Annotated in this window: 14 protein-coding genes; 5 read left to right on the top strand and 9 right to left on the bottom strand. The window is 53.4% G+C overall.

Annotation, left to right across the window (positions count from 1 at the left end; genetic code table 11):
• Positions 1–5: 5 nt before the first annotated feature.
• Together ACTJJA_RS23075 and ACTJJA_RS23070 are read left to right on the top strand one after the other, a co-directional pair.
• Positions 6–1,955 (top strand): glycoside hydrolase family 127 protein, encoded by a 1,950-nt coding sequence (locus ACTJJA_RS23075; RefSeq protein ID WP_440669289.1) that lies wholly within the window; start codon positions 6–8, stop codon positions 1,953–1,955.
• Positions 1,956–2,160: 205 nt separating this feature from the next.
• A complete protein-coding gene (locus ACTJJA_RS23070) occupies positions 2,161–3,237 on the top strand; it encodes a type I restriction endonuclease (protein ID WP_440669288.1) in 1,077 nt (358 codons plus the stop codon).
• A gap of 3 nt (positions 3,238–3,240) precedes the next feature.
• On the opposite strand, the gene ACTJJA_RS23065 is transcribed toward ACTJJA_RS23070, so the two are convergent.
• From ACTJJA_RS23065 to ACTJJA_RS23055, 3 genes are all read right to left on the bottom strand, one after another.
• Positions 3,241–3,648, bottom strand: a complete 408-nt coding sequence (locus ACTJJA_RS23065) for a type II toxin-antitoxin system HicB family antitoxin (RefSeq protein ID WP_440669287.1) — start codon at positions 3,646–3,648, stop codon at positions 3,241–3,243.
• A gap of 14 nt (positions 3,649–3,662) precedes the next feature.
• Positions 3,663–3,848 carry a type II toxin-antitoxin system HicA family toxin gene (locus ACTJJA_RS23060; protein WP_071993467.1) on the bottom strand — a complete coding sequence of 62 codons (186 nt, stop codon included), beginning with the start codon at positions 3,846–3,848 and terminating at the stop codon, positions 3,663–3,665.
• 209 nt (positions 3,849–4,057) lie between these two features.
• Positions 4,058–4,798, bottom strand: a complete 741-nt coding sequence (locus tag ACTJJA_RS23055) for a MipA/OmpV family protein (protein WP_440669286.1) — start codon at positions 4,796–4,798, stop codon at positions 4,058–4,060.
• 117 nt (positions 4,799–4,915) lie between these two features.
• Here ACTJJA_RS23055 and ACTJJA_RS23050 point away from each other — a divergent pair, with 117 nt between their 5' ends.
• A complete protein-coding gene (locus ACTJJA_RS23050; RefSeq protein ID WP_303569431.1) occupies positions 4,916–5,881 on the top strand; it encodes a LysR family transcriptional regulator in 966 nt (321 codons plus the stop codon).
• Here ACTJJA_RS23050 and exaC read toward each other — a convergent pair.
• Positions 5,878–7,416, bottom strand: coding sequence for an acetaldehyde dehydrogenase ExaC (exaC, locus tag ACTJJA_RS23045; RefSeq protein WP_042716601.1), 1,539 nt, complete (start codon positions 7,414–7,416; stop codon positions 5,878–5,880). The genes ACTJJA_RS23050 and exaC overlap by 4 nt on opposite strands.
• Positions 7,417–7,581: 165 nt before the next feature.
• Between exaC and ACTJJA_RS23040 the strand changes: the two genes are divergently transcribed.
• The gene (locus tag ACTJJA_RS23040) at positions 7,582–8,466 is read left to right on the top strand and encodes an ROK family protein (RefSeq protein ID WP_440669285.1); all 885 of its coding nucleotides are present in this window, start codon (positions 7,582–7,584) and stop codon (positions 8,464–8,466) included.
• A 3-nt stretch (positions 8,467–8,469) separates the two neighbouring features.
• Here the strand turns inward: ACTJJA_RS23040 and selB are convergent, their stop codons facing one another.
• From selB to ACTJJA_RS23015, 5 genes are all read right to left on the bottom strand, one after another.
• A complete protein-coding gene (gene selB, locus ACTJJA_RS23035; RefSeq protein ID WP_440669284.1) occupies positions 8,470–10,308 on the bottom strand; it encodes a selenocysteine-specific translation elongation factor in 1,839 nt (612 codons plus the stop codon).
• The gene (gene selA / locus ACTJJA_RS23030) at positions 10,305–11,690 is read right to left on the bottom strand and encodes an L-seryl-tRNA(Sec) selenium transferase (protein ID WP_440669283.1); all 1,386 of its coding nucleotides are present in this window, start codon (positions 11,688–11,690) and stop codon (positions 10,305–10,307) included. Before selA ends, selB begins: the two co-directional genes overlap by 4 nt.
• Before the next feature lie 102 nt (positions 11,691–11,792).
• The gene (locus ACTJJA_RS23025) at positions 11,793–12,401 is read right to left on the bottom strand and encodes a glutathione S-transferase (RefSeq protein WP_440669282.1); all 609 of its coding nucleotides are present in this window, start codon (positions 12,399–12,401) and stop codon (positions 11,793–11,795) included.
• A gap of 91 nt (positions 12,402–12,492) precedes the next feature.
• Positions 12,493–13,629 (bottom strand): HlyD family secretion protein, encoded by a 1,137-nt coding sequence (locus ACTJJA_RS23020; RefSeq protein WP_089599703.1) that lies wholly within the window; start codon positions 13,627–13,629, stop codon positions 12,493–12,495.
• A 2-nt stretch (positions 13,630–13,631) separates the two neighbouring features.
• Positions 13,632–13,988 (bottom strand): DUF3302 domain-containing protein, encoded by a 357-nt coding sequence (locus ACTJJA_RS23015; protein WP_010436687.1) that lies wholly within the window; start codon positions 13,986–13,988, stop codon positions 13,632–13,634.
• Positions 13,989–14,649: 661 nt separating this feature from the next.
• On the opposite strand from ACTJJA_RS23015, the gene ACTJJA_RS23010 reads away from it, so the two are divergent.
• Positions 14,650–16,557, top strand: a complete 1,908-nt coding sequence (locus tag ACTJJA_RS23010) for a PTS mannitol transporter subunit IICBA (protein ID WP_010436684.1) — start codon at positions 14,650–14,652, stop codon at positions 16,555–16,557.
• Positions 16,558–16,633: the final 76 nt, after the last annotated feature.

The raw sequence follows: 16,633 nt of genomic DNA, 5'->3' as shown, positions 1-16,633 counted from the left end.
ACACGATGTCCATAATGGAAGCCGACCTGCATAAACTGAAAATTAACGACCCGTTTCTCGGGCAGTATCAACGGCTGGTGCGTGAGGTGGTGATCCCCTACCAGTGGGATGCGCTAAACGATCGCGTGACGGAAGCCGAACCCAGCCACGCCATCACCAACTTCCGCATTGCGGCGGGCCTGGAGCAAGGCGATTTCTACGGCATGGTATTTCAGGACAGCGACGTCGCGAAATGGCTCGAAGCCGTGGCGTGGTCGCTGTGCCAGAAACCGGATGCTGAACTGGAAAAAACCGCCGACGAGGTGATTGCGCTGGTCGCGGCGGCGCAATGTGACGATGGTTATCTCAACACGTACTTTACGGTGAAAGCGCCCAACGAGCGCTGGACGAATCTGGCCGAATGCCACGAGCTGTACTGCGCCGGGCATATGATTGAAGCGGGCGTGGCGTATTTCCAGGGCACAGGAAAACGCCATCTGCTGGATGTTGTCTGCAGACTAGCAGACCATATTGACAGCGTGTTTGGTCCCGGTGAAAACCAGCTACACGGTTATCCGGGCCACCCGGAAATCGAGCTGGCGCTGATGAGGCTTTACGACATCACGCAGGAGCCCCGCTATCTCACTCTGGTGAAATATTTCATCGAACAACGCGGTGTGCAGCCTCACTTTTATGATATCGAATACGAGAAACGCGGCAGAACATCATACTGGAACACCTATGGCCCAGCCTGGATGGTCAAGGACAAAGCCTACAGCCAGGCGCATCAGCCGCTTTCTGAACAACAAACGGCCATTGGCCACGCGGTGCGTTTTGTCTACCTGATGGCGGGCATGGCGCATCTGGCGCGCCTGAGCCATGACGAGGGTAAACGGCAGGACTGTCTGCGGCTGTGGAAAAATATGGCGCAGCGCCAGCTGTACATTACCGGTGGAATCGGCTCGCAAAGCAGCGGCGAGGCGTTCAGCAGCGATTACGATCTGCCCAACGATACGGTTTATGCCGAAAGCTGTGCCTCCATCGGTCTGATGATGTTTGCCCGCAGGATGCTGGAGATGGAGGCCGACGGCCACTACGCCGACGTGATGGAGCGCGCGTTATACAACACGGTACTGGGCGGAATGGCGCTGGACGGAAAACACTTCTTCTATGTGAACCCGCTGGAAGTGCACCCGAAAACGCTGGCGTTCAACCATATCTTCGATCACGTGAAACCCGTCCGCCAGCGCTGGTTTGGCTGCGCCTGTTGCCCGCCGAATATCGCCCGCGTGCTGACCTCGCTGGGGCATTACATTTATACCGTCCGCCAGGATGCACTTTTTATTAACCTTTACGTGGGCAACGATGTCACCATTCCGGTTGGCGACGAAACCCTGGCGCTGCGAATTAGCGGTAACTATCCGTGGCATGAACAGGTAAAAATCGACATTACCTCGCCTGCTCCCGTCACGCATACGCTCGCCCTGCGGCTGCCGGACTGGTGTGCCGCGCCTGACGTTTTATTTAATGGTGAAGCGGTAACGGGCGAGATCTCCCGTGGATACCTTTATCTGACCCGCAGCTGGCAGGAGGGTGACGTCATAACGCTAACGTTACCTATGCCGGTTCGCCGAGTGTATGGCAACCCACAGGTCCGCCAGCAGGCGGGGAAAGTCGCCCTGCAGCGCGGACCGCTGGTCTACTGTCTGGAAGAGGCCGATAACGGTGCCAATCTTCATCACCTTTCTCTGCCTGAAAACAGCGAATTCAGAGTCTTTGAAGGGAAAGGGATGTTCGCGCACAAGATGCTGATACAGGCAGAGGGGATTGGGTGTCACGTGAAGGACACGGATGCGCTGTGGCAGTACGATCGCTCGCCGGTACAACGTCAGCCCCAGACGCTGACCTTTATTCCCTGGTTTAGCTGGGCTAACCGGGGAGAAGGGGAAATGCGGATATGGGTGGATGAAGCATAAACAAGAATAATGCCACCTTTATTAATATAAAATATTTTTATGGAGCTCGGTGATGTCGAGCTCACTGATTATCATCTATTGAAAGACAATGTGATCTAACCCTCGGTATTGTTTTTTTGCGGACGTTCAACTCAGACATACCATTGTCTGACATGCGTTTTAGTGTTATTCCATACAGACACACAGCTAAAAATAAGGATATCCCATGGAATTCACTGAAAGATTAAATGCCTTATCAAATAAAATAAAACAACAACTTGATGTGATTAATACTGAAGAAGCAACAAAAACTGCATTTGTAATGCCATTCATTCATAACGTTCTGGGTTATGATGTTTTTGATCCTTCAGAAGTGACACCTGAATTTGTCTGTGATGTTGGTACAAAAAAAGGTGAGAAAATCGATTATGCTATAATGAAAAACAATGATGTACAGATACTTATTGAATGTAAGAAAATTGGCGAGCCATTAAATATAAATCATGCCTCGCAGTTATTCAGGTATTTCCATGTAACAAATGCCAGAATCTCAATCCTCACCAATGGACAAAATTATAAATTCTTTACCGACCTGGATGCTCCTAATAAAATGGATGAAAAACCATTTTTGGAAGTAGACCTTCTTGATATTGACGAGAATATAATACCTGAGTTAAAAAAATTAACTAAGTCTTCGTTTGATTTGGAATCAATTATCAATGCTGCTGGTGAATTAAAATATGTCAGCCAAATCAAAAAAATACTGCATACTCAGCTAAATAACCCTGAAGATGACTTTGTGAAATTTTTTGCATCCCGAGTTTATGATGGGATTCTGACCCAAAAAGTTAGAGAGTCTTTTTTAAATTTGACTAAAAAAGCTGCAGGCCAGTACATAAATGATCAGGTAAATGAGCGCCTCAAGTCAGCCATTACGGGCATAAATCCAGCGATCATCGAAACCCCAAATGAGTCCTCATATATTGAGGAAGACGAACATAAAGACGAAAGCGATGTGGTAACAACGCTAGAGGAGCTCGAGGGATATCATATTGTTAAAGCAATCACCAGAGCGGTACTGGAGGCACCCCGTATAACTCACAGAGATACCAAAAGCTACTTTGGTATTCTTGTAGATGACAACAACCGCAAACCCCTTTGCCGATTACATTTTAATCGCACGCAAAAATACATCGGTCTTTTCGATATAGAAAAAAATGAAACGCGTCATCCCATAGCGACGGTAGATGATATCTATTCCTTTGCTGATATCCTGAAAGCAACCGCAGCTCTCTATAATTAATCTTTACCCAGGCAGCACGCGACGTGCTGCCTCAGCCAGAAATGCGCTTCGATTACCGAACTGAGGATGCTCGCTGACATAGGAATCAATCTTTACCAGCAAACGTCGAGGCATCGTGATGTTGATACGCTCGGCCCTGCCGTCGAACTGTTTCATATTGATATCCACCAACAGCCATTGCCCGCCGGTGAAATCCTCAGGACGACTTTCCAGATGCGCTTCCACATTACCCGGAAGAGGCAGTGCATCATCCATTTCAAACAGCGCTTCGAAGTGCGCGGTGAGCGCATCACGTGCATCCTGAAAAGCCTCGTCCAGGGAATCACCTGCAAAAAAGCAGCCTGGAACGTCAGGGAAAAAGCCGCTGGCGCTACCGTCGGAGTCAGAATGAATGTAAGCCGGATAAAACATAACTACTCCTGATATCAGTGTTTAATTCCCGCCTGCCGCCAGATCTGGGCGAGAGTGCCCGGTTTAATATCCTTCTTAGGATGTGGGACAGTAACCAGCCCTTTCTGTTCGGGATGGCGAAACTGGTGATGACTTCCTTTCGTTCTGACACATTTCCAGCCATGGCTGATCAGAACAGTAATGACATCCGCACTTTTCACATCCCAATCCTTCCATGATTATACACATGATACACACCATCGCTATCGGATTGAATCACATTAGCGCATAAGGAACATCAGTGCAGCCGTGTTTTGGCGGAACAGGAAGAAGCATCGAGAAATGAAAAAGGAATACGTTGTATTGCCGATAAAAATGCAGGCACGATCGTAGGCCGGGTAAGGCGAAGCCGCCACCCGGCTTTACCGCATCAGAAACGCCAGGTCAGGCCGGTCATCAGCGCGAAGCTGTCGTCACGGTCAATCATCGGACTGTTCTTCACGTCGTCAGGCAACACGGTGTAGACCGCGCTGGCATTCAGGTACAGGTTCTGGGTTAATTGATATTTTGCTGCCAGGCCAACGTATGGCGTCCAGCTGTCGCCTGCGGTGTATTCATTCAGACCTGAGCGGCGAGACTCGCTGCCAGACACGCCGTAGTAGTAGTCGTTATAGCTTTCATCGCTGTAGAAAATGCCCACAGAAGGCGTCAGCGTCAGGCGTTCCATGCGGATTGGGCGGAAGTAAGAAATTTCACCCACCACCCCGCCGCTTTCATCCATCGCGTCACCGGAAACGGCAAATTTCAGGGAACCCCATTTTTCATGGCGGTAGTACGCGCCGCCGAGGAATGCCGAAGCTTTACGCTCATCAAGATGCTTCATCTGATGATCGTCATTGTCATCCGGGTCGAAATGCAGTGGCATCCAGGATGCGGTCAGGCTGAATTCATTCTTACTGTCTTTCCACAGGATCCATCCTCCCGTGGTTTGACGCACATAGAAGTTATCGCCTTCGTAGCTAACTAACGGTACAGCGGTGGTATTTTCGTTATACCCTTTGTAAGGCGACTCGTTAAATACCGCCCCCGCCCCTAGTGAAAAGTCGCCAGCCATTACCGATGATGTCGAAAATAATGCGGCAGCGATGAGTAAATTATATTTAACAGTCATTCTATGCAATCCATTTAAACGCCGAACAAGCGAGGCGCATAATAATGGTTACAAATTTGCCAAAGCAACGCTGCCGTTTATATAATACTATATATAAAATCATATAGATGGGCGTGCATGATGAATAGCTTGCAGTTGAAACCACGTGAATTAAAAATTATTTCCGTCATCGCCGCCACCCACAGTATTGGCGATGCCGCTGCCCTGCTGGGGATGGCGCAGGCCAATGTCAGCAAATATTTATCCGATTTTGAAACCCGCGTTGGACTCAAGGTGTTTGAACGTACGACACGCCAGCTGGCGCTGACGCAATTCGGTGAGGCGTTGCTGCCTTATGTGAATGCCACACTGGATAAAAATAGCCAACTTATTAATTTTATTGCCGATTATAAACATGAAAAACGCGGCAAAGTGACGATTTATGCCCCGACAGGTATCGTGACCTATCTGGCGCGTCATGTGATCCATAAGATAGAAGAGATTGGTGATATTCGCCTGTCGTTAAAAACCTATAACCTCGATCGGAACGAGTTTTCCGACGGTGTGACGTTTCCGGACGATTGCGACATTCTCATTACTTACGCCCAGCCAAAAGATGAAAACCTGGTCGCCAGCGTGCTGACAAAATATTCCGTCACCGCATTTGCCAGCAAAGAGTATTTAACTCAACACCCCATTAAAGGGCCGGAAGACTTAATAAATCATTCGTGTATATTAATAGACTCGATGTTAGTAGATGATGCCAACATTTGGCGCTTCCGAGTACACGGCAGTGAAGAGGCGCAAGACTATAAAGTGACCGGGAATTATATTTGTGATAATACGCAGACGGCACTTGAACTGGCTCGAAATAATCTTGGTATTGTCTTCGCGCCAAAAGAAAGTCTAAAAAAAGAACTGACGCATGGCATGCTGGTCCCCTGTTTCCCACATCAGGAAGAGTGGTGGCTCGATCTGACAGCAATATTCCGCAAGCGCGAATATCAACCCTGGCGCGTGCAGTATGTTCTGGACGGTGTACTGAACTGCCTGCGCCAGCAAATCAATCAGGCCGTCCAGGGACGGCCTGATTTAGGTACCTAAAACAGGCCCAGCGGTTTATCGGAATAGCTGACCAGCAGACATTTTGTCTGTTGATAATGTTCCAGCATCATTTTGTGGGTTTCACGCCCAATACCCGACTGCTTGTAACCACCAAATGCCGCATGCGCCGGATAGGCGTGATAGCAGTTGGTCCAAACGCGTCCGGCCTGAATACCGCGCCCCATTTTGTAAGCCAGATTTCCGTTGCGGCTCCAGACGCCCGCCCCCAGGCCATACGGCGTATCGTTAGCAATCTCCAGCGCCTCCTCCATGGTTTTGAAGGTTGTTACGGCCAGCACAGGTCCGAAAATTTCCTCCTGGAAGACGCGCATGTTGTTTTGACCGGACAGGATTGTCGGTTCAAGGTAGTAACCCTCCTGCAGATCCCCCCCCAGCACCTTACGGCGGCCACCGGTCAGGATCTCTGCGCCCTCTTTCTTACCTATATCTATGTAATTAAGAATGGTTTCCAGCTGCCCGTGCGACACCTGCGCGCCCATCTGCGTGACGTTATCGAGCGGGTTACCGCTACGAATCGACTCCACGCGACGGATTGCCCGCTCCATAAAGCGCTCATAAATGGACTCCTGCACCAGCGCGCGGCTTGGACAGGTGCACACTTCCCCCTGGTTGAAGGCAAACAGCGCAAACCCTTCCAGCGCTTTATCAAAGAACGCATCCTCTTCATCCATAACGTCAGCGAAGAAGATGTTCGGTGATTTTCCGCCCAACTCCAGCGTCACCGGGATGATGTTCTGGGTCGCATACTGCATGATTTGCTGGCCCACTTCCGTCGACCCGGTAAACGCCACCTTAGCGATACGTTTTGAGGTGGCGAGATATTCCCCAATCTCGCCCCCGGCGCCGTTGACGACGTTAATGACGCCTGGCGGCAGCAGGTCTCCAATCACCTCCATCAACAGCAGCACCGACAACGGGGTTAAACGCGCCGGTTTGAGCACAATGCAGTTCCCGGCCGCCAGCGCGGGCGCCATTTTCCAGCTCGCCATCAGCAGCGGGAAGTTCCACGGGATGATTTGCCCCACCACACCCAGCGGCTCGTGGAAATGGTACGCCACGGTGTCTTTATCAACTTCACTTATTCCCCCCTCCTGAGCACGAATACAGGAGGCAAAATAACGGAAATGGTCAATCGCCAGCGGCACATCTGCCGCCATGGTTTCACGGATCGGTTTGCCGTTGTCCCAGGTTTCAGCCGTGGCTAACAGCTCCAGATTCTGCTCCATCCGGTCGGCGATTTTGAACAACATCGCGGCTCTGTCCTGAACGGAAGTCTGCCCCCATTTATCTTTAGCTCTGTGCGCAGCATCCAGCGCCAGGTCGATATCGCGCTTGCCGGAGCTGGCTATCTCGCACAGCGGCTGGCCAGTGACGGGCGTGAGGTTGGAATAGTATTCACCGTCGACGGGCGCTACCCAGTCGCCGCCAATAAAGTTGTCATAACGGGGCTTCAGCTTGAGGGGAAAACCATACTCGCCAGGCTGGATACGTGATGAGGGAGGATTGTTTGTCATGACCATCTCCTTGCTGTTGGTGTACAACAAGGGTAGCTCCCGCTGGCGATTTTCTCGCCAACCGGTGACGGGTTTACGAGGCGTATCACGGATTACCGTACTTTACGTTTCGTTTCTGCCGCTGAGCCATACTTAACAGCTCAAGGGCTCATGAGGAACGATGCGATGCAGCTATTTATCGGCTTTGACGTGGGCGGAACCCACATCAAACACGGCGTGATTGATGAAAACGGCAAGGAACTCACGTCCGATGAGTACGATACCCCTGAGGATACAACCTCATTCAAAGAGAAATGGAAAAGCGTTGTCGAAGAGTACCGGAAGGAAAATGACATTGTCGGCATTGGCGTCAGTTTTCCCGGCCATATTAACCACCATACCGGCGAAGCGGCAAAAGCGGGGGCACTTGAGTATCTTGATGGTGAAAACCTTTGCGAGCTGTTTGCCGGGCTGACCGATCTTCCCGTTACCGTGGAAAATGACGCTAACTGTGCGGCACTGGGCGAACGCTGGCAGGGCGCAGGCAAGGACTACGAACATTTCGTCTGCATCACCATCGGCACGGGCATTGGCGGCGGGATTGTGATGGAAGGCGATCTCTATCGCGGGTCGCATTACCGTGCGGGTGAATTTGGCGTGCTGCCCGTAGGGGACAAGGGCGAACCGATGCATGAGGTGGCCTCTGCCAGTGGCCTGATGAAAGCCTGCAGCCGTGCGCTGGCGCTGTCGGAAGACGAAATGCCCCACGGGGAAGAGCTGTTTAAACGTATGGAAAGTGACGTGCATCTGCGCGAAGCCATTGAAGCCTGGGCGCATTTTCTGTCGCGCGGCGTTTACAGCGTGATCTCGATGTTCGATCCCCAGGCAGTGCTGATTGGCGGCGGGATAAGCGAGCAGGAAAAAATTTATCTCCTGCTCGATAAGTACCTACAGCGATTCGAGGAGTGGGAGGCGCTTAAGGTGCCCATTCTGCCCTGTGAACTGGGTAACCAGGCAGGACGACTGGGCGCGGTATGGCTGGCGAAGCAGAAACTCGCTCGTCATGCGTAACGCTTAAGGGAACAGCTGCGCGTCGCGAAGCAGATGGTCATTACCCCGACGACGCGTAAACCCAATACGGTTGAAATATTCCAGGATCTGAATCGCCAGCTTGCGGCCCACGTTCAGCTGGTCACGGAAATCTGCCGCACAGGTTGATCCGCGAGCCTGATCCAACTCGCGGATCAGATTCGCGAACGCCACGATCCGATCGTTACGGTAATAGCGATCTTTAACGATCGCCACAATCAGCCCCTGTTGCGCGGCATGACGCAATACCTGCCGCATCAGCTGCTCATCGGTATGGGTTTCACGCGCGAGATCGCGGACCCACCAGGGTTCATCGCCAAACAGCGGTGCCGTTTTTTGCCAGACCGCCTCTTGCTCGGCGGTAAAACCAGCCTTGTGATCCGGCAAATGCAGCCAGCCGTGATGGCTTTTAATCACCCCGCTTTCCCGCATGTTTTCAATCAGCAGCAGTACCAGCGCATCGTCTTCCATCGGCAATGCCATGCGTCGCAGACGTTCACGCCCCGGACCGGGTTCATCCTGATGCTGTTCATGGTAGATAGCGAGCGTACTCAGTATCTTGCGCTGCCAGTGTGCGGCAACCGGCGCGTTCAGCATGTTGTTACCGGCCTGAATAAAGCCAGGCTCCTGGGTTAACTGGCGCAACCCTTCAACGCTCAGCTGGCGCGCCCAGGCAAAATCAGCGAGATTCACCGCACCACGCTCCAGATGGATCCGCAGTGCGGCCTTATCATCGCTGGCCTGCGCCAGTGCCGCCAGCCACTGCAGGTACTCCGGCTTACGCTTGCCACGACGTGGCGGATTGAGCGTCACCACGCGCGCCCCGGCCAACGTCTCCCGCGCCGAGATATCGCGCAGCACCAGCCGGTCGTTATCCGCAAGCCAGAGCGGCGCATCAAACACCAGCTCGGCGAGATCGTTTTCCAGCAACGATACGCGCCCGGTGATATGGCTGGCTGCATGGTGTATATGCAGCGGCTGCCATTGGGTCAGCGGCGCATGGGTCTGGAGAGAAACAATCACCCGTCCGGAGGGCTCAGGCGGGGCGTCAGCCAGCAGCCAGTCACCACGGTTGATGGCATCTTTTTCCGCATCCCCGGCGATGTTCAACGCAATACGCTGCCCGGCATGGGCATGCTCAGTGGGTTGATTTTGCGCATGCAACCCACGCACGCGCATTGGTTTATTCACTCCCGTCAGCCAGAGCGTATCACCTACGTTTACTTCACCGCTCAGCGCGGTGCCGGTCACCACCAGTCCCGCACCTTTTACGGTAAACGCCCGGTCGATAGCCAGACGGAAGCGGTGATGGCTGGGGTGTTCACGTGACGTAAGCTGCTGCAAACGATCGCGAAGTTCGTCAATACCACGCCCTTCTGTCGCCACGGTGACAAACAACGGTACATCAGCAAAACCATATTCACGCAGGGTCGCCTGTACTTCATCGCGCACCTCATTCAGGCGCGCCTCATCTACGCGATCGGCTTTCGTGAGTGCGACGGTTAACTGCGGGTTGCCCGTCAGCTGCAGGATCGCAAGATGTTCACGCGTTTGCGCCATCACGCCGTCATCGCAGGCGACCACCAGCAGGGCATGGTCAATCCCCCCCACCCCTGCGAGCATGTTGGAGAGAAATTTTTCATGTCCCGGTACATCAATGAAGCCCAGCACGCGGCCATCGGGCTGCGGCCAGTAGGCATAACCCAGATCGATGGTCATGCCGCGCTTTTTCTCTTCCGGCAGGCGATCGGCGTTAATGCCGGTAATGGCCTGCAACAGCGTAGTTTTTCCGTGGTCGACGTGACCGGCGGTGGCAATAATCATTTCAACAGCATCTCCAGAAATCGCGCTTCATCTTCAAGACAGCGTAAATCCAGCCACATTCGGCCATCGTAAATACGGCCAATCACGGGCGTTGGCAGCGCACGCCAGCGCGCCGACAGCGCCTCAAGGTGGCTACCGCGTCCATCACGCGGCGTGAAGGTCAGCGCTTCGCTCGGCAGCCGGTCTACCGGTAGCGATCCGCTGCCAATCTGCGACTGACAGGGCTCAATGCGCACGGCAAAATCGGGGTAATGCGGCGCAACCTGCGGCAACAGTAATTCAGCCTGCGCGCGAATCGAGGCGGCGTCACGGCCCAGCAGGCGCAGCGTAGGCAGGCGCTCGGCCAGCTTCTCCGGGTGCAGGTAGAGCCGCAGGGTCGCTTCCAGCGCGGCGAGCGTCATTTTATCGGCGCGTAACGCGCGCTTCAGCGGATGTTGCTGCAGCTGGGCTATCAGCTCGCGCTTGCCGACGATAATCCCCGCCTGCGGCCCGCCCAGCAGTTTATCGCCGGAAAAGCTCACCAGGCTCACGCCAGCGGCAATCATCTGCTGCGGCATGGGCTCTTTTGGCAGACCGTACTGGCTTAAATCCACCAGCGAACCGCTGCCGAGATCGGCAATCACCGGGACATTCAGCTCGTGACCCATCGCCGCCAGTTCCGCTTCATCAACGGTTTTGGTAAAACCTTCTATATGGTAATTGCTGGTGTGGACCTTCATCAGCAGCGCGGTATTTTCATTCACCGCCGCGCGGTAGTCTTTCGCATGCGTGCGGTTGGTCGTGCCGACCTCATGCAGCGTACAGCCCGCCTGGCGCATCACGTCCGGAATGCGAAACGCTCCGCCAATCTCCACCAGCTCGCCGCGGGAAACCACCACCTCTTTGCCGCTGGCGGTCGCCGCCAGCATCAGCAGTACCGCTGCCGCGTTGTTATTTACAATGCAGGCATCTTCCGCCCCGGTCAGCTGGCATAGCAGCTCCGCCAGCGCCCGGTCGCGGTGACCGCGCCCAGCGCCGTCCAGATCGTACTCCAGCGTCACCGGCGAGCGCATAGCCTGCACCACCGCCGCGACCGCCTCTTCAGCCTGTTGCGCGCGCCCCAGGTTGGTATGCAGCACGGTCCCCGTCAGGTTGATGACCGGCCGTAACGCGCTTTGCGTTTTCTCTCCCAGCCTTCTCTGCGCTTCCTCCCCCCACTGCTCACACCAGGCGGGCAGCGCATTTTCAGCCTGAATATGACGTCGGGCTTCGTCCTGAAGCTGGCGTAGCATGTCGACCGTGGCGGTATGACCGAACTGTTCCAGAGCGGTTTGAATACGCGGTTCGCGAAGTAGACGATCGGTGGCAGGAATCTGGCTGTAGAGGGAATGATGAGTAGTCATAATGCGCCCGGCGAGTAAATATCTTCCCCCCTCCCGACGGGAGAGGGAGTTAACATGTGGCGGGATTGTACCGCCTCCTGGCGGGAAGTGTTATATCCCGCGTCAAGCCTTTGGCGGTTCGGTACGGGCAAAGCTCTCGCGCTGACAAAGCGTTTCCGCGAGCTTAACCAGCAACGGACGGTTGACGCACCATCCCGGGGAAACGTGGCGGAAGTTGAGATATCCAATAGCACAGACGATGGCAATGGTTGCCAGATCCACGCTATCGACCTGAATTTTTCCTTCCCGAATGAGCTGCTCGCATCTGTCCAGGCTGCGGTTGATTTTTTCACGCTGGCGCAGCAGCTCCGTTGCCGACTGCTGGGCGACAGGCCGTGCCAGCTCCCGCACGGAGGTTAACGCCGCATCCATGATGCCATCTGCCAGCGCTTCGATTTGCTTCATGGCCAGCGCCGCTTTTGGATCGGCCGGCAGCATGGCTGGCGCAACGCCGAGTTGTTCGACGTATTCCGCAATTATCGGCGAATCAAACCAGCATTCACCCTCATCGGTCACCAGGGCAGGGACTTTGCCCAACGGATTGTACTGCGCAACGCCATTTTCGGCGCTGTAGGGCTGTTCATTGACGAATTCAAATTCAATCCCTTTCTCCAGCAGGAGAATCGAGATTTTACGCACGAAGGGACTGGTATAGCTGCCGATGAGTTTCATTGCCTGCTCCTGAATGCTCACAAAGAGGTCAGTATGGATCAAGCAGCGAAAAAAGGCAGGTATGCATATCGCATTCCTGCCTCGGGAGAGATTAGTGATCGAGGTAGAGGTAGTGCATCCAGCTGGTCATACGTAACAAGACCTTACGCATCACCGAGACGTGGGCGAAGTGGTCGGAATAGACCGCCACCTGGGCGTAGATACCGTCAGGCAGCGCATCAACGTCCGCGTTTGGCTCCAGTTCGATAAGCGCCTGCACGCCATCGGTGCCCGGTACAACCGTCAGCGCCTGCAGCGCGCCCTGCGCCTGGTAAGTCCCTCCCGGCACCACCGGCAGGACGCTGGTAAGTTTACCGGTGAACACCTGGCCCGGCAGTGCGTTAAACACCACTTCCGCTTCGTCGCCCGGTTTCAAACGCAGTAACGAGTTCTGGCGGAACTGCGCCACGATTTGGCGTTTCTGTTCAGGAATGAAGACCATTACCGGACGCAGCGGCAGCGCGGCGGCATAGGTACCCGGACGGATCAGCACCTGGGTGATATACCCATTGCTTGGCGCACGCACCACGGTCTGATCGAGGTTATAGGTGGCTTCCGCCAGCTGGGCGCGAAGAGAAGCAATCTGCGACTGTTCGCCATTTACCATGCTGTCTAACTGGCTTTGAATCTGCGTTTGTTCGGCAACGGAGCCTTTCACCATCGCATCCTGTGCCAGGTAGTTCTGACGCGCGTTGTCAATATCGCTTTCAGAGAACGGATTCACCTTCGCCTGGCTGCCTTTCAGGTAGCGCTGATAATCTTTAAACAGACGATCGCGTTCAGCGGACACGCGTGTCGTATTCGCGACCGCTTCCGAGAGCTGTGCTTTCAGATTGTCGATATTGTGCGTGGCAGTCACCAGGTCTGCCTTCAGCCGGTCGACGCGTGCCTGATAGCGGCCCGGATCTAGTTTAAATAACACTTCGCCTTTTTTAATAAGCTGGTTATTTTTATCGGTCACTTCCGTGACTATTCCCGTCACCTGCGGCGTGATCGGAATGGAAATAACCGCCTTTTGCGCCGTAAAGGTATACGGGTGGTTATAATTCATTAATAAGATAAGGCCCGCGACAATAAATACCCCACCCAGGGTTGCGGTGGCGAGCGTCCATTGGTTGACCGGAATACGAAATATTTTAAAGATGGCCCATGCAAAGGCCACATAGGTCAGAATAATCAACAAATCCATGATCAGCGCTCCAGCGTATTTTTATCGGCAGCGGGTTGCACTGCGGCCAGTTTTTGCTCGAGTTCGGCTACGCGTTGGGTCAGAGCATCCATACCCGGCACCTCATCCGGTTTTGAGATATGGTTCTGCATACCCCAGCCGCGATCTTCCCGATACAACGTGGCCCATATCCACAGAAACGGCCAAATGGCATGGAGCGTAAACAGGCTTATCCACCCCGCCGTATGGATAGCATCGGCATGGGGATGGTTACGTTTTTTCGCCATATTATAAGGGATGTCATGAATAGCGATGATTCCGTAAAACAGAACCAGGAACACAAAAATCAATACACCCAGCGCAAAATAGTTGAGAAACATATTCTCCTCACTTAAACAACGTCAACTCATTAAATTAATAAAACAGTGCGCGGCCTAATTAGTTTATTTTTAAACAAAAGAGCAATGCTTGTTATTTCAAAGGCGGGGAGTATCGGTTTTTATAATATCTCCATGCAAGTTTATAAGCGTGTCAAAATATATCCTGAATAATAATATACTTAACCTTACATTATGAGCGTAATCTACCTTTTCCTTTTTCGCCATACCACATCTTAAAAGTGGTTTTTTAGCTTTCCGTGTTGCTTTCTTTCATCCTGGCGTCGAATGGCAAAGCAAAGTTTGCCAGGGATCACATGCAGACAAATCTGCATAAAAATATTTTGTGAATCCAGTCACATCTCAGAAACAAACAGGCGGCGACAAAATGTGATGCCAATCACAAAACAAGAGTGGTTTTGCTTCTTTTCTACGCGTTGTATTTATTTTACACACTGATTTTGTGATGGAGATCACTTCATTATTCGCCTCACCCCCTACATTTACGTGACTGAGATCACACAAATTTTCGCTGTCTGGACAGTTGAACGATTCAGTGCCAGATTTCACAGCATCAGAACAGGGCCCGGCTACCTCTGCCGCCGCACATTAACGATAAACCTCGGGCCGCAAGCCTAAGCGTAAACATAAGAAGGGGTGTTTTATGTCATCCGATTTCAAGATCAAAGTTCAAAGCTTTGGTCGTTTCCTCAGCAACATGGTGATGCCAAACATCGGCGCGTTTATCGCGTGGGGTATCATCACTGCATTGTTCATTCCGACAGGGTGGTTGCCTAACGAAACGCTGGCGAAGCTTGTTGGTCCAATGATTACCTATCTGCTGCCGCTGCTCATCGGTTTCACCGGTGGTCGTCTGGTCGGCGGTGACCGTGGTGGCGTCGTGGGTGCCATCACGACCATGGGTGTTATCGTCGGTGCGGATATGCCGATGTTCCTCGGCGCCATGATTGCCGGTCCTCTGGGCGGCTGGGCGATTAAGAAATTCGACGTCTGGGTTGATGGCAAAATCAAATCCGGCTTCGAAATGCTGGTGAACAACTTCTCAGCGGGCATCATCGGGATGATCCTCGCGATTCTGGCGTTCATGGGCATTGGCCCTGCGGTTGAAGTGCTGTCCAAAATTCTGGCAGCAGGCGTTAACTTCATGGTTGCGCACGACATGCTGCCGCTGGCGTCTATCTTTGTTGAACCGGCGAAAATCCTGTTCCTCAACAACGCCATCAACCACGGTATCTTCTCACCGCTGGGTATTCAGCAGTCCCATGACCTCGGCAAGTCCATCTTCTTCCTGATTGAAGCGAACCCGGGTCCGGGTATGGGCGTTCTGCTGGCGTACATGTTCTTTGGTCGCGGCAGCGCTAAGCAGTCTGCGGGCGGCGCGGCTATCATTCACTTCCTGGGCGGTATCCACGAAATTTACTTCCCGTACGTGCTGATGAACCCACGTCTGATCCTGGCCGTTATCCTCGGCGGTATGACGGGTGTGTTCACGCTGAGCGTGCTGGGCGGTGGTCTGGTTTCTCCAGCGTCTCCGGGCTCTATCCTGGCGGTACTGGCGATGACGCCAAAAGGGGCTTACTTCGCTAACATCGCGGCGATCTGTGCGGCTATGGCGGTCTCCTTCGTGGTGGCGTCTATCCTGCTGAAAACCAGCAAAGTGAAAGAAGACGACGATATCGAAGCGGCAACCCGTCGTATGCATGACATGAAAGCGGAGTCCAAAGGCGCTACCCCGCTGGCCGCTGGCGATGTCTCTAACGACCTGAGCCACGTGCGTAAAATCATCGTTGCCTGTGACGCCGGTATGGGCTCCAGCGCAATGGGTGCAGGCGTGCTGCGTAAGAAAGTACAGGATGCGGGTCTGACCAATATCTCTGTCACTAACAGCGCGATTAACAGCCTGCCACCGGACGTTGACCTGGTGATCACGCACCGCGATCTGACCGAACGCGCCATGCGTCAGGTGCCTCAGGCGCAGCACATTTCGCTGACTAACTTCCTCGATAGCGGCCTGTACACCAGCCTGACAGAGCGTCTGGTTGCGGCACAGCGTCACGAAGACAATGAAGTCAAAGTGCGTAGCAGCCTGCAGGACAGCTTCGACGAGAGCAATGCTCACCTGTTCAAACTGGGTGCGGAAAACATCTTCCTCGGTCGTACCGCGACCAACAAAGAAGAAGCGATTCGCTTTGCCGGTGAGCAGCTGGTGAAAGGCGGCTACGTTCAGCCAGAATACGTTGACGCAATGCTGGAACGTGAAAAACTGACCCCAACCTACCTGGGTGAATCCATCGCGGTTCCGCACGGTACGGTTGAAGCAAAAGACCGCGTGCTGAAAACGGGCGTGGTGTTCTGTCAGTACCCTGACGGCGTGCGCTTCGGCGAAGAAGAAGATGACATCGCCCGTCTGGTGATTGGTATTGCCGCACGCAACAACGAGCACATTCAGGTGATTACCAGCCTGACCAACGCGCTGGACGATGAGTCTGTTATCGAGCGCCTGGCACAGACTGAAAGCGTTGAAGAAGTTCTGGCACTGCTGAACAAGTAAGTTCCAACTATTCCCTCTCCCTTTGGGAGAGGGTTAGGGTGAGGGAAAAGCCTCACCCCAGCCCTCTCGGGTAAAA

Source organism: Enterobacter sp. 22452, from assembly GCF_052045065.1.
Taxonomy (GTDB): Bacteria; Pseudomonadota; Gammaproteobacteria; order Enterobacterales; family Enterobacteriaceae; genus Enterobacter; species Enterobacter mori.
Note: the sequence above shows the minus strand (reverse complement) of the source record. Positions and strands in the feature narration are given on the sequence as shown.

What these genes read in the sequence shown, in the direction of transcription:
- ACTJJA_RS23025 (WP_440669282.1), bottom strand. Translation starts at nt 12,401, where the DNA reads ATGAAACTCATCGGCAGCTATACCAGTCCCTTCGTGCGTAAAATCTCG.
- ACTJJA_RS23020 (WP_089599703.1), bottom strand. Translation starts at nt 13,629, where the DNA reads ATGGATTTGTTGATTATTCTGACCTATGTGGCCTTTGCATGGGCCATC.
- ACTJJA_RS23055 (WP_440669286.1), bottom strand. Translation starts at nt 4,798, where the DNA reads ATGACTGTTAAATATAATTTACTCATCGCTGCCGCATTATTTTCGACA.
- ACTJJA_RS23040 (WP_440669285.1), top strand. Translation starts at nt 7,582, where the DNA reads ATGCAGCTATTTATCGGCTTTGACGTGGGCGGAACCCACATCAAACAC.
- ACTJJA_RS23050 (WP_303569431.1), top strand. Translation starts at nt 4,916, where the DNA reads ATGATGAATAGCTTGCAGTTGAAACCACGTGAATTAAAAATTATTTCC.
- ACTJJA_RS23010 (WP_010436684.1), top strand. Translation starts at nt 14,650, where the DNA reads ATGTCATCCGATTTCAAGATCAAAGTTCAAAGCTTTGGTCGTTTCCTC.
- ACTJJA_RS23070 (WP_440669288.1), top strand. Translation starts at nt 2,161, where the DNA reads ATGGAATTCACTGAAAGATTAAATGCCTTATCAAATAAAATAAAACAA.
- ACTJJA_RS23015 (WP_010436687.1), bottom strand. Translation starts at nt 13,988, where the DNA reads ATGTTTCTCAACTATTTTGCGCTGGGTGTATTGATTTTTGTGTTCCTG.
- ACTJJA_RS23065 (WP_440669287.1), bottom strand. Translation starts at nt 3,648, where the DNA reads ATGTTTTATCCGGCTTACATTCATTCTGACTCCGACGGTAGCGCCAGC.
- selA (WP_440669283.1), bottom strand. Translation starts at nt 11,690, where the DNA reads ATGACTACTCATCATTCCCTCTACAGCCAGATTCCTGCCACCGATCGT.
- selB (WP_440669284.1), bottom strand. Translation starts at nt 10,308, where the DNA reads ATGATTATTGCCACCGCCGGTCACGTCGACCACGGAAAAACTACGCTG.
- exaC (WP_042716601.1), bottom strand. Translation starts at nt 7,416, where the DNA reads ATGACAAACAATCCTCCCTCATCACGTATCCAGCCTGGCGAGTATGGT.
- ACTJJA_RS23075 (WP_440669289.1), top strand. Translation starts at nt 6, where the DNA reads ATGTCCATAATGGAAGCCGACCTGCATAAACTGAAAATTAACGACCCG.